This is a genomic window from Stenotrophomonas sp. Ste86 (assembly GCF_024519465.1).
GTDB lineage: Bacteria > Pseudomonadota > Gammaproteobacteria > Xanthomonadales > Xanthomonadaceae > Stenotrophomonas.
The window spans coordinates 62,746-76,288 of sequence record NZ_JALJRW010000006.1 but is presented as its reverse complement, the minus strand read 5'-3'; the positions used below and the strand labels follow the sequence as shown (position 1 = coordinate 76,288).

At 67.8% G+C, this 13,543-nt stretch carries 7 protein-coding genes and 1 tRNA gene; 4 read left to right on the top strand and 4 right to left on the bottom strand.

What is annotated here, in order from left to right; translation table 11 throughout:
* The first annotated feature begins 135 nt into the window (after positions 1 to 135).
* Complete coding sequence (locus tag NR101_RS08200) at positions 136 to 3,108, top strand: TonB-dependent receptor (RefSeq protein ID WP_256774790.1); 2,973 nt, start codon at positions 136 to 138, stop codon at positions 3,106 to 3,108.
* A 52-nt stretch (positions 3,109 to 3,160) separates the two neighbouring features.
* A complete protein-coding gene (locus NR101_RS08195) occupies positions 3,161 to 4,516 on the top strand; it encodes a Gfo/Idh/MocA family oxidoreductase (RefSeq protein ID WP_256774789.1) in 1,356 nt (451 codons plus the stop codon).
* A gap of 57 nt (positions 4,517 to 4,573) precedes the next feature.
* Here the strand turns inward: NR101_RS08195 and NR101_RS08190 are convergent, their stop codons facing one another.
* The 3 genes from NR101_RS08190 to NR101_RS08180 form a co-directional block, all read right to left on the bottom strand.
* Entirely contained in the window at positions 4,574 to 6,415 is a 1,842-nt protein-coding gene (locus NR101_RS08190) for a pepsin/retropepsin-like aspartic protease family protein (protein WP_256774788.1), read from the bottom strand.
* A gap of 115 nt (positions 6,416 to 6,530) precedes the next feature.
* Positions 6,531 to 7,691 carry a helix-turn-helix domain-containing protein gene (locus NR101_RS08185; protein ID WP_256774787.1) on the bottom strand — a complete coding sequence of 387 codons (1,161 nt, stop codon included), beginning with the start codon at positions 7,689 to 7,691 and terminating at the stop codon, positions 6,531 to 6,533.
* A gap of 128 nt (positions 7,692 to 7,819) precedes the next feature.
* Positions 7,820 to 7,896 (bottom strand) — tRNA-Arg (locus NR101_RS08180).
* 155 nt (positions 7,897 to 8,051) lie between these two features.
* Here NR101_RS08180 and ubiA point away from each other — a divergent pair.
* Entirely contained in the window at positions 8,052 to 8,945 is an 894-nt protein-coding gene (gene ubiA, locus NR101_RS08175) for a 4-hydroxybenzoate octaprenyltransferase (protein WP_256774786.1), read from the top strand.
* A gap of 287 nt (positions 8,946 to 9,232) precedes the next feature.
* A complete protein-coding gene (locus tag NR101_RS08170; protein WP_256774785.1) occupies positions 9,233 to 10,657 on the top strand; it encodes a TIGR00366 family protein in 1,425 nt (474 codons plus the stop codon).
* A gap of 15 nt (positions 10,658 to 10,672) precedes the next feature.
* On the opposite strand, the gene NR101_RS08165 is transcribed toward NR101_RS08170, so the two are convergent.
* Positions 10,673 to 13,534 (bottom strand): type I restriction endonuclease, encoded by a 2,862-nt coding sequence (locus NR101_RS08165; protein WP_256774784.1) that lies wholly within the window; start codon positions 13,532 to 13,534, stop codon positions 10,673 to 10,675.
* Positions 13,535 to 13,543: the final 9 nt, after the last annotated feature.

Below are 13,543 nucleotides of genomic sequence, written 5' to 3'. Positions count from 1 at the left end.
CGCTCAACCGCCCGCTTCAAAACAGCTCTCTGCGTTTTCCCGACTGCGGCCCGCCGGCCGCGGAACGGGGGACGTTTGCCCGAAAACACCCATCCACCGCCAGCCCCACGCTGCGGATCGAACAAGGAGACAAAGATGTTGACCGAACGCCATCGCCATCGCCGCATCACCGCTACCCCCTTGTCCATCGCACTCGGCCTGGCCGTTGCCGTGGTCGGCAGTGCCAACGCGCAGGACGCCACCCCCGATCCCAAGGCCACCGAGCTGTCGCGCATCGAAGTGACCGGCTCCAACATCCGCCGCACCGACGTGGAAACCGCCTCGCCGGTGCAGGTGATCAGCAAGCAGGACATCGAGAACATGGGCGCGCGCACCCTGCTGCAGGTGCTCGACAACCTGCCGGCCGCCCGCCCGGGCCAGCAGGATTCGCGCTCGCTGTTCACCGGCTCCGATGGTGCCTCGCAGGCCAACCTGCGTGGCCTCGGCGCGCAGGGCACGCTGGTGCTGCTGAACGGCCGTCGCCTGTCGTACTACGGCGCGCCGGCCGGCTTCCAGACCCAGTTCGTCAACATCGATGCGATCCCGGCCGCGGCCATCGAACGCATGGAAGTGCTCACCGACGGCGCCTCGGCGGTGTACGGCACCGATGCGGTGGCCGGCGTGATCAACGTGATCACCAAGCGCTCCTACCAGGGCGCCGAGATCAACCTCACCACCGATAAATCCTCGCGCATCAGCTCCTACGGCGAACACCAGGGCAGCATCACCGCCGGCTTCGGCGACCTCGACGCTGACCGTTACAACGTCTACGCCTCGGTCAACCTGTACCGCCGTGATGCGATTCCGCTGAGCGATTTCTACGACAAGCGCCCCAGCCAGTACTACGTCAACAACCCCAACTACCTGCCCAACCTGCGCCTGGGCACCGGCAGCAAGCCGGGCGAGTTCAACCCCGGCAGCTACTTCGCCTTCGACCCGGTCACCGGTCGCCGCGTGCAGGAAGCCGCGCCAGGCTGCAACAACGTGCTCACCAGCGAAGCGGCCGGCCCGCGCTGTATCTGGGAGACGTGGATGAACAACGAGATCGATGCCGGCGCCAAATCCGAGCGCAACACCGCCTACGTCAACGCGCATTTCCTCATTGGCGACAGCACCGAAGCCTTCGCCGAGGCGACCTATACCGACATCGACCTGACCGCCAACGGCGGCACCCCTCGCGCCTACGGCACCACCACCGGCAACCCGACCAGCTGGTTCTCGCGCAACACCGGCACCACGGTCAACCAGTTCCTGTACCCGTACCTGGGCCCGAACAACGAATACAACCACGCGTCGCCCGAACTGAAAGCCCTGATGGGCGGCGTCGTCGGCCTGCAGTACCTGCTGCAGGACGTGGGCGCCAACCACTTCGGCCAGCGCAACACCGACCAGAGCTACCGCGTGGTGGCCGGCCTGCGTGGCGACGTGGGTGACTGGAACTGGGAAACCGCGTTCGCCACCGCCGGCAGCCACTCGGTCACCTACCAGACCACCAACGTCAACCTGGCCGGTTTCGAGAAGGCCTTCGGGCCGTACAGCATCGATCCGGGCACCGGGCGGGTGATCATCTCCGACCATCCGGCCTACACGTTCGGCGAGCTCAGCGAAGCCAACGCCGCGCTGATCCGCGAGGCCTTCCCCACTTTCGACATCCAGTCGTGGACGCGCCTGCACACCCTGGACGGCAAGATCGAAGGCCCGCTGTTCAGCCTGCCCGCCGGTGAGGTACGTGCGGCCTTCGGCTTCAACGCCAGCCGCGAAACCTTCTACACCCCCGGCAACCCGGATGCGGCCAACGGCCTGATCACCCAGCAGGGCGGCTCGTGGTTCGACGGCAAGCGCAACACCTATGCGCTGTTTGCCGAAACCGTGGCCCCACTCACCGAGAAGCTGGAACTGGACGCTGCGCTGCGCGTGGACAAGTACCCCGACTTCAGCGCCAACCTAGCCCCGAAGATCGGCCTGAAGTACCAGATGTTCGACCAGCTGATGCTGCGCGGCACGTACTCCACCGGCTTCCGTGCACCCAGCCTGGCCGAGTCCGGCAACGGCGGGGTGTTCGCGCAGCTGGGCGGCTACCGCGACGAAGTACGCTGCAACGAGACCAACGCCATTGCCAACCTGCTGCTGAAATCCGGCCGCGGCGGTGATGTGGACTTGGGCAAGACCCTGCTCAACAGCGACTGCAGCCGCACCGTGGCGCGCATGACCCAGCCCAACCCGGACCTGAAGCCGGAGAAGGCCAAGATCACCACGCTCGGCTTCGTCTACGAGCCCACCCAGTGGCTGTCGGTGTCGGCCGACTACTGGTTCATCTACCGCAGCAACGAAATCGTCGCCCCGGACTTCACCCGCGACGAAGACATCATCGCCTCAACGCGCTCGCCGATCACCGACAGTGACCGTGCCAACCAGGCCGCGCTGGCGGCGATGTGCGCCGACCCGGCCAGCGGCGTCAGCTGCCCCGGCACGCTGCCCGGCTACAGCGTGGGCAACGTGGCCAGCGTGGTGGGCCAGTACAAGAACCGCGGCAAGACGCTCATCGACGGCTTCGACATCGACGCGCGCAGCCGCTTCACCCTGGGCGACTGGGGCAACCTCAACATCGGTGTGGCCGCCACCATCGCCAACCGCAACCGCTCCTACACCGACGCGCAAAGCGGCTGGTACTACGGCGACCTGGTCGGCTATTACAACAACCCGCGCCTGCGTGCCACGCTCAACGCCGACTGGACCTACAAGCAGTTCACCACCAGCATGTTCATCAACTACGTGGGCGGCACCAAGTGGGCGCTGCAGCAGATCGATGAGGAAGACAACAACCCGCAGACCTGCACCGCCGGCTACCTGCCGCTGGAGCAGAGCAAGTGCGATGGTGCCCCGTCGTGGTGGACGGCCAACCTCAGCGTGGGCTGGCGCCCGGATGAGCACTGGAATGTCGGCTTCACCATCAAGAACCTGTTCGACCGCCTGCCGTTCTACGATCCGAACAGCTTTCTCGGCGACTCCAGCGATTACGCCACCATCTACGGTCGTGGTTACAGTCTGACCGTCGGCTACAAGTTCTGATGCTTCATCGCGCCGGTGCACGCCGGCGCGATCTTCAAACGAGGTACTGTCCATGAAACGTAGGGAATTCATCGCCGCCAGCGCGGCCGTCGCCGCCACCAGCCTGCTGCCGCAGACGCCGGCCTGGGCGCGCGGGCGCAAGGTACGACTGGGCCTGATCGGTACCGGTATGCGTGGCCAGGTGCTGCTGACCGAACTGGTGCGCCGCGACGATGTCGAGGTGGTGGCGCTGTGCGACATCGAACCGATCATGCTCGGTCGCGCCCTGGAAAAAGTGGCCAAGGCCGGCAAGCCGACGCCGAAAACCTACGGCCAGGACCGCGACGTCAACGCATGGAGGCGCCTGCTCGAACAGCGCGGCCTCGATGCCGTGATCATCGCCACGCCGTGGGACTACCACGCCCCGATGGCCATTGCGGCCATGCAGGCCAAGATCGCGGTCGGCTGTGAAGTGGTCGCCGGCATCACCTTGCAGGACCACTGGGACGTGCTCAAGACCCAGCTGAGCACCGGCACCCCGTACATGCTGCTGGAAAACGTCTGCTACCGCCGCGATGTGATGGCCGCGCTGCAGATGGTACGCAAGGGCCTGTTCGGTGAACTGGTGCACCTGCAGGCCGGCTACCAGCACGACCTGCGCGGGGTGAAGTTCAACTCCGGCGATCCCAACCAGCCCTATGACAGCGGCGTGGAGTTCGGGGCCAAGGGCTGGTCCGAAGCGCGCTGGCGCACCGAGCACTCGGTCAAGCGCAACGGCGAGCTGTACCCCAGCCACGGCATCGGCCCGTGCGCGATGTACACCGGCGTCAACCGTGGCAACCGCTTCACCCACATCAACGCGTTTGCCAGCAAGGCGCGTGGGCTGCACGACTACACCGTGGCCAAGAGTGGCGGCACCACCCACCCCAGCACCAAGGTGGCGTTCAAGCTGGGCGACGTGGTGACCACCACGCTGGCCTGCGAGAACGGCGAAACGATCATCCTGCAGCACGACACCTCGCTGCCACGCCCGTACTCGATGGGTTTCCGCGTGCAGGGCACCAAGGGCCTGTGGATGGACGTCAACCAGTCCATCCACATCGAAGGCCGCAGCCCCCCGCACAAGTGGGAGGACTTCAAGACCTACCAGGACCAGTACGAGCATCCCCTGTGGAAGCAGCACGCCGACACCGCCGCCAGCGCCGGCCACGGCGGCATGGACTGGTTCGTCATCCACGCCTTCGTTGAAGCACTCAAGGCCAAGGCGCCGATGCCGATCGACATCTACGACGCCATCACCTGGAGCGCGATTACGCCATTGTCGGAGCAGTCCATCGCCAACGGCTTCCAGACGTTGGAATTCCCGGACTTCACTGCCGGGTTGTGGAAGCAGCGCAAGCCGATGTTCGCGTTTGACGGGACGTATTGAGCGCGGCACTCCGGAGCGAATCGCTTGCTCCGGAGGCTCTCGGGAAAGGCCGGCGCCTCAATCCGCAGGCCAGCGCGGCGCAATGCGATCGGCCAGCACCATCTCTGCCACCGCCGCCTTTCCACCGCGAACATAGCCGACCGCAACGCGTTCGCCTGCCGGCAGTTCCCGCAGCATCACCCGCCAGTCGCCGAGGCTGCGGGTGGCCACCGGCGCACCGCGCAGGGACACGATGCGATCGTCCTCGCGCAGCCCTGCCCGCGCGGCGGCGGTGCCCGCAGCAACATCGCCTACGCGCACTACCGCGCCATCGGCCTGCAGCCACAGCCCGCTGCGGTCGAACGGCTCCGGTGCCGCATTTTCGGCATTGGCGGTCAGGTACATGTGCTTTCGGTCGTAATCCAGACCCACCGTAAATCGCCGCAGCACCGCGCCGCCGAGGATCGCGCCGTAATCGGCCGTGGCCAACGCGCCCTTGCCGGTCGTCGACAGGTCCCCTGCCAGCCCCTCAACCGCGATGCTGCCCAAGTGCAGAACGCCCAGCCGCGCCGGATGGGCGCGGGCCGGCCCACCGATGCCCCAGCCGAGCACGGCTTCGCCGCTGGCACCGTACTTTTCAAGCAGGCCGTGGCGGCGCACGAACGGGCTGTTCAGGCTGAGCGAACCGCGTGACCCCGAGTCGATCCACAGCCGCAACGGGATTCCGTCCAGCACGCCGGACAGGACCGGCGCACGGTCGTCCTGCTCGAAGGCAAGCACGACCGCATCGACCGGCGGCGGGAAGCGACCGGGCTCAGCGAAGGTCAGTACGCCTGCGGCGTAATCGAAGGTGGTGACGAAACGACGGAAGGTCTCATAGCCGATGAAGCCGTCGTAGGCCACGCCCATCGAATTCAGCTGCTCGCCCAGCTCAACGACGTAGAACACCGGATGCGGCAGATGCGCCTCACCGACGCGCAGCGCGCGCCCTTGTGCCAGGCTCAGGTCGATGGCCGCGTCGCCGGCACCGTTGATGCTCAGCTTTCCCACGCTGGCTACGCCCAGGCGCTTGGCCGCGGCGGGCGTGAGCAGGTTCACCGCGCCGGTATCGACCAGGAAGCGCGCCGGCTTTCCATCCACTTCGGCATCGACATACATATGGTTGTTGACCAGGTCGAAGGGCACCCGGGTGATGCCGGCAGGGTTGTCCACGTAGGCATCGGTCGGCATCGGCGGCGGCGCGAAGGCCGCCTCGGCGAGCGGTGCGTTGATCGCGTAACGCTGCACCTGCAGCGCAGTGCGCAGGCGCGGATCGCTGTGGCCGCGGCTGTCGATCGCGTCGACGGTGATCCGGTGCGGCAACTGCAGGCCGTCTACCTGCCGGTAATCGCTCAGCACCGATACCGTCGACCCGCTGATGGCCGGAACCACCACGCGGGCAAGCAGGCCGGTGCCGGCATCGAACCACAGCTCGAGCGGATCACCACCGTCAGGCGTTGCTGCGATGAGGGTGTAGCGCCGGCCTTCCAGCGTCTGCGAGCGCACGGCGGCATGGCCTGCCGGCAGGCCGCCGACATGCCAGTACGTCCGCGCCGCCAGCCACGCCTGGGTACGCGCCTGACGCAGCGGCACCACCCCATTGAGCAACCCGATCTCGCCGCCCGGGTCGCGCCGCCACACGTGCTGGCCATCGAAGCCGTGGGCCTGTTGGAACGCACCCAACGCCGAGGATTCGACGTAACGGCCGCTGCCCAGCGCCTGGGTGAGCTGCCAGGCACCGCTCAGGCCGCCGGCCGATCGGGTGCCCGCCATCTGCAGCGTCTGCACGCTGTCCCAGTTCGCGCCCCCGCTGCTGGCCTTGGCACGCGCCAGTGCCGCTTCGGCATCCTGCGCCTGTGCCGTGACCGCGCCGGCCGCCATCAACGCAACAAATGCCCATCGTATGCATCGCATCCCGCACCCCACCTTGTCCGAGCCAGTGCGCAGGACAGCAGAGCTGAAGGCACGATTCGTCTGATCGTGCCGGATCGCACCTTCAGGGGCAGCTGTCGGCCTGCTTGTCGGTGGCGGGCAGGCGCCGGTACTCGCGCGGGGTGTGGCCGGTCATCCGCTTGAACACTGCGTTGAAGGTCGATTTGCTGCCGAAGCCGGAGGCCAGGGCGATCTCCAACACGCTGCGACCATCGCCGCCATCGGCCAGGCTGGCCGTCGCACTGGCGATGCGGAAGGTGTTCACGAACTCGAAGAAGTTCTGCCCCAGGCCCTGATTCAATGCCTGCGACACATGGTTCGGTGGCCAACCGCTGCGCTGGCTCAGGCGCAGCAGGTCGAAGTCGGGGTCGGCATACAACCGCTCGGCCTGCACCAGACGGGTGAGTTCGGCGGCGATCCGCGCGCAATGGGATGCATCCAGCCCGGAGCGCTGGTAGCGCGGGTCCATGGCGGTGCCGGTGGCGGTTGCGTCGCTCGCGTCCGTGTTCCTGGCCGCTGGCGGCCGCGCCATCAGGATGCGCTGGCGCAGACCGGACAGGGCCAGCACGTACATGCCGGCGGTGGTCAGCCAGTTCAGCGCCACGCCGAGCCACGGCCAACCGGGGATATCGGCCGCCGGTGCCCAGCGTCCGAGCGTGCTGGAGATCCAGCACGCCACGATCACCGCCAGCAGGCCGCGCAGCCAGCCGAGCTGGCGCGCCGCGTCGTGTTCCTGCGGCAGGTGCGGGTGAAAGGCATGCCATAGCGCGGCCAGCAGATACGGGGTGCCCTGCAGCAGCCACGCATGGAAGCTGAGCAGGAAGACCGTTTCACCTGCCGCGGCGGTATCGAACGGTGCCACTGCGTTGGCCAGCGAGACGACGAAGGCCATCCCCGCCGGCAGCAGGTGCCAGCGCAGGCGCGCGCGCGTGGGCGTATGGCCAGGGCGGGTCACTGCACGCGCATAGCCATACAGCAACGGTCCCAGCAGGTAGACCAGCGGCACTTCAATCACGCGCAGCCAGCGCACCGCTGCGGCCGTCAGCCACGCATCGCCGCCCAGCAGGAAGGTGCCGAACAGATTGGCCAACGCAAAGCAGGCGAAGAACGCGGTGATATACCGGGCCGCACGCGTCTGCAGCCCGCACCCCATGCCCGCACTCAACGCAGCCAGCCCAAGCGTCGCGGCACCCGCCGCCAGGTTCAACAGATCCGGTGGAGTCATGCCGGCAGTGTTGATGATGGGAGGGGAGGGCGTCCAGCGCACGCGGCGCGTGCCACGGATGCACAGCCATGCCGCCGGCGGCGACTTGGAGAAACGGGGAGGCTGGGGTCGCCATGCAATGGCGGAGATGGTGCGCCCGGAGGGATTCGAACCCCCGACCAATGGCTTCGGAAGCCACTACTCTATCCGGCTGAGCTACGAGCGCGTTGTGTCCTGCGTTCCCGGGCGCCGATGCTGGCCGCCTGACGCCTTGGTGGCGCGGGAGGAGCATTCTAGCGGGAAACGCCGCGCAGGTCTGCCCCCCGCACAAACGCCTGCCCCGGCAACGCCGGCTGCGGGGCTTGGCGGTATCCTTTGCGCATGGCTTATGAACGTTTTGAAGTCCCCGCCGGCGGTGCGCCGTCGCGCTGGGGCCAGTACTGGAAACTGATGCGCGCCGATCGCCCGATCGGCACCTTGCTGCTGCTGTGGCCCACCTGGTGGGCGTTGTGGCTGGCCACCGGCGGCCTGCCGTCGCTGTGGACCCTGTTCGTGTTCAGCGCCGGGGTATGGCTGACGCGGTCGGCCGGCTGCGTCATCAACGATTACGCCGACCGCTGGCTGGACCCGCACGTCAAGCGCACCAAGGACCGCCCGCTGGCCAGTGGGCGGGTGTCCGGGCGCGAGGCGCTGGTGCTGTTCGCGGTGCTGATGCTGGTCGCCTTCGCCCTGGTGCTCACCCTGAACGCGCTGACCATCGGGCTGAGCTTCATCGGCATCTTCCTGGCCGCCAGCTACCCCTACCTCAAGCGCTACACCCACCTGCCGCAGGTCTACCTGGGCATGGCCTTCGGCTGGGGCATCCCGATGGCCTTCGCCGCCGTGCAGGGCGAGGTGCCGGTGATCGGCTGGCTGCTGTATGGCGCCAACATCCTGTGGTCCACCGCGTATGACACCTGGTATGCCATGGTCGACCGCGACGACGACCTGAAGATGGGCTCGCACTCCACCGCGATCCTGTTCGGGGATCTGGACTTGGTCATCCAGGGCATCCTCTACGCACTGTTCCTGGGCACGATGGCCCTGGTCGGCGTCCACGCCGGACTGGGCGCGGCGTACTGGCTGTCACTGGGCGTGGCTGCCCTTCTGATCGTCTACGAGTTCATGCTGTGCCAGAAGCGCGAACGCGACCGCTGCTTCAAGGCCTTCCTGCACAACAACTGGGTAGGCGCCACCCTGTTCGCCGGCATCGCCGCCGCCCTGGCGTTCCATTGAAGGCAGGCCAACGCCAACCGGTCATGCCCCGGTAGTGCCGAGCCACGCTCGGCAGCCCATAACCCAGCAGCACCCTGACCCGGTAGTGCCGAGCCACGCTCGGCAGCCCATAACCCAGCAGATCCATGACCGGTAGTGCCGGCCGCTGGCCGGCTCCCGACCCTGCTCAGGCGCCGCCCAAGCGCCATTCCCACGTACCCAACACCGCCCCCTAAGACCAATAGGCGACTGACACCGCCGCCGCCAACCCACAGAATCCTCCCATTGAATGCTCCGGGAGAAAGCCAATGGCCACGTCGACAACGATTCGGGACGGCTTCATGGCGCGCGCAGCCCTGCGCTCGGCCGCATGGGCCGAAAAATGGTTCCCCGATGCCTACGTCTTCGCCGTCCTCGGCGTCATCATCGTGGCCGGTGCCGCCATGGGCTTCGGCGCCACCCCACAGGCCACCGCCAGCGCCTTCGGCGAGGGCTTCTGGAGCCTGATCCCCTTCACCATGCAGATGGCGTTCGTGGTCATCGGTGGCTACGCATTGGCCACCGCCCCGGTCGTGGCGCGCTTCATCGACCAACTGGCGCGGGTGCCGCGCACCGGCCGCGGCGCGGTGGTGTACGTGGGCCTGGTCAGCATGCTGGCCTCGCTGCTCAGCTGGGGCTTCTCGCTGGTGTTCGGCGGGCTGCTGGTACGCGCGCTGGCGCGCCGCGAAGACCTCAAGATGGATTACCGCGCCGCCGGCGCCTCGGCCTACCTCGGCTTGGGCGCGGTGTGGGCGATGGGCCTGAGTTCCTCGGCCGCGCAGCTGCAGGCCAACCCGGCCAGCATGCCGCCGGGGCTGGTGGAGATCACCGGCGTGTTGCCCTTCACCGAAACCATCTTCCTGTGGCAGTCCATCGCCCTCACCACCGCGCTCATCCTGGTCTCGCTGCTCATCGCCTGGCTCACCGCGCCGGGCCCGGCCACGGCCCGCACCGCCCGCGAATTCGACGGTGCCGCCCAAGCCGAGCCGCAGCCGCTGCAACCGCGCACCCGCCCCGGCGAATGGCTGGAATACAGCCCGCTGTTGACCGTGCTGCTCTCCCTACTGGCCTTCGGATGGCTGTTCGGGGAGTTCGCCAGCAAGCCGCTGGTAAGTGCGATTGCCAACCTCAACACCTACAACTTTCTGTTCATCTCGCTGGGCCTGCTGCTGCACTGGCGGCCGCGCAGCTTCCTCAACGCAGTGGCCAAGGCCGTGCCCAGCACCACAGGCGTGCTGATCCAATTCCCGCTGTACGGCGGCATCGCGATGATCCTCACCCATGCGGTGGGCAGCGGCGATGAAACGTTGGCGCATCGGCTCTCCAGCCTGTTCGTGCATATCGCCACCACCGACAGCTTCGCCCTGGTAATGGGCGTGTACTCGGCGGTGCTGGGCTTCTTCGTGCCCTCCGGCGGCGGCAAGTGGATCATCGAGGCGCCCTATGTGATGCAGGCAGCCAACGAACTGCGCGCGCACCTGGGCTGGGCGGTACAGGTCTACAACGCCGCCGAGGCGCTGCCCAACCTGATCAACCCGTTCTGGATGCTGCCGCTGCTGGGCGTGCTGGGGCTGAAGGCGCGCGACATCGTCGGCTTCACCTTCATCCAGCTGCTGGTGCACATCCCGCTGGTACTGGGCCTGCTGTGGCTGCTGGGCATGACCCTGACCTACGTGCCGCCGGTAATGCCCTGAGCCCACCTCGAGCGCTCAGTCCAATGGCACCGCCGCGAACAGCGCCGCCCGGCCGATCAGCGCGGGCAGGCCGTCCAGCACGGCGTCGCGCTGCTGCGGCGTGAGCTGCATCGGCCAGGCGGGCGTCAATCGTCGGCGCAGCGCCATCGCTATCAGATGCGGGGCGCCCGCGTGCGCTACGCGGACATCAATCAACGCCGCTTCAAGCTGCGCGGCCAGCGCCTGCCGCAGCCGCAGCTGCGCCCGGCCACCGGCAGCGCCCAAATGACGGGTAAGCAGCCCGTGGCAGGCTTGCAGCAGTGGCGACGCAGCGTACTCAGCGCCGGACCCATCACGGTCTAGGGTTGCGTGCAGCGCCCGCAGGCCCTTCAAGCGTCGGGCCGGCGTGGCAGGCTGGGCCAGCAGCGCACGCAGCTGATGGTGCGTGCGACGTCGCATCTCCGGGGCGACCGTATCGACGTCCAGCTGGACGCGCAGTTGGCTGTGCAGCGCGTCCGCCTCATGCCGGACATCCGCCGTGTCCATGGCCTGCAGGCTGAGGTACTCCCACGCAGGTTCCTGCACCTGCGGTGCCCGCTCGCGCGCCCAGTGCCGGATGCGCACGTCCTCGGCCACATACAGCGGCTGTTCCTGCGCGTCCACGGTGACGGCATCGCGCAACAATGAACAGAAGTGCAGGTCGTACTGGTAGCGCCAGCGCTGGCTGCCCTCGGCCATGTCCTGCTGATCATCGGCGGTGAGCAACGCGGCCTGGAGCTGCTGGCCGAACGTGGTCACCCGTCGGTGCAGGCAGCGCCGACGCTGGCGGTGCAGGTCACGTGGCTCGCCGTGCGTGTCCAGTGCCCAGCGCGGCGCCAGGTGCGTGCGACAGGCGTGGAAGTTGCTGCCGCTTGCGGCCGGTAGCAGGGCGCGCAGGCGTTGATGGTGGCGGGGCAGGGCGGCGTCCAGGTCTTGTCGTGGGCCCGGTGCCCACGCGTCCGGCCCCGGTAGGGGGCAACCCGAGGCGCGCAGGTTCACCAGCCACGCGCAGCGCTTGTCCTGGTGTGGGCGGCTGAGCAGGGCCACGGCGCCCGCCAGCGGAGTGCCAGACAACTCGCGGTCCAGATACACCACCGCCAGACGCGCATCGAACGAGGGCAGTGCCACGCCGGCAGCAGCGATCAACAGCTGTATCTGCCCGAGATCACCATGGCGACGGCTGGCCACGCACCGCGCGGTGGCCGGTACGAGCGCACTGCGCAACGTGCCTTCCCGCACGAAGGCGCGCTGATAGTGCCGCGCGTCTTCGTTGCTGGCCACCAGCAGCAGTGCCTGCAGGTCGCGTTCGGTGCGCAGGAGGCTGTCGGCAACGTGCTGGCAGATCGCCGCAGCCAGTGCAGCCACGCGGGTATCTGGTGAATCCGGCTGGGTATCGTGCACGATGGCGGCTACCGGCGAAGACTGCAACGTCTGCTGATACACCGGCGCCAGTACACCGTCCGCCACGCCGTGCGCGGGCGGATAGGCATACAGCAGCGGGGCGTCCTGTCCGCCTTCGCCCACGCAGGGGGCCGGCGTCGATGTCAGCCACAACCACGCCGCGCGCGGCAGGCGCTCGTGTGCACGTTGCAGCCAGGCGGGATGGCCGTGCTGCAGGTCGGCGTCCACCAGCAGGACCAGGTCGTCGCCAGCGTACTGTGCATCGAGTCGGCGCAGCCATGCCTGCAGCGTCACCAGGGAAGTGTGAAGCGTGGTGCCGCGCCCGTCGGCCAGGAAGGCGGCCAGACGCCGTCCCGGCGACAGCGGCGACGGCGCGTCGCGCATCGCCGCAGACAGAGACGCGGGCGACTGCACCCGCAGCAGCCGGCAATGACGCAACCAGGGATCGCGTCGCAGGTGGTGCAGCAGCCAGTGCCGCGTCAGCTCCATCCCGCTGCCGGGCGCCAGACACAGCTGTCCGCCGCAGCGTCGCCCCTGCACATCGACGCGCCGCAGCTGATCCAGTGCCGCCTGCACCGCAAAAAACTGCGCCGAGCGCGCGATGCGGCGCCGTCCATCGGCGGCGACATCGATGAAACCGCGCAGCAGGGCCAGCACCCGCTCCGGTGCCATTACCCCTGCCAGCAGCGGGGCGTGTACGGCGCGTAGATCGGCAAGCTCCTTGCCACGGTCGTTATCCGTCGGTGTGGGCAGCGCCATGCGCAGTTGCTGCAGGCCTGCGGGCGCCCAACCCTGTTCGCGCCAGTGCACCCAGTCTTCAGGCGGCGAGCCGTGGGTGGCGTATCGCCCGCCGCGACGATCCAATGCCATCAGCACCTGTGCAGAAGAAAGTGCCGGCCCGGGACGCTGCCGCTGCAGTAACGCAATCGCCTCCGCGTCGCTTCCCCAGCGCCACTGGCCATCGCGCTCCACACACAGCACACCCAGCAGCGGCAGCCCGTTGACGTAGCCAGCCAACGCATCCACACGGGCGACGGCATCGCGGGCTACCTGTCCACCCGGAGATTCCGCAACATCCCAGCCGTTGCGCTCCACGTGGTCCCAGTCGATCACCTGTACACAGGCGTGTACCCGTTGGCCGTCCGGCAAGTGCTGCTCGATGTCGATGCCGTCCAGCAACAGCCGAAGCAGCGCGTCATTGCCTTCGCGGACCCCGCGCCGTTGCACCACCCGGCCCAGTGCCGCCAACACCTGGGCCATGCCACTTTCGTCCAGGGCCCAGGTCTGTCCGCGCGCCGCAAACCGTATTGCCTGCAGCCGCTGCCGCAACCTTGGCAACAGGATGCCATTGGCACTTTCGCTCTGGTACGCCGCATGGTCGACCGGCGACAGGTACTGCCAGCCCAACCGGCGCAGCCAGCCCAGTGCCGAGTGCTTCACGGTAGTCGCAGGTTTCATGCGCGACTC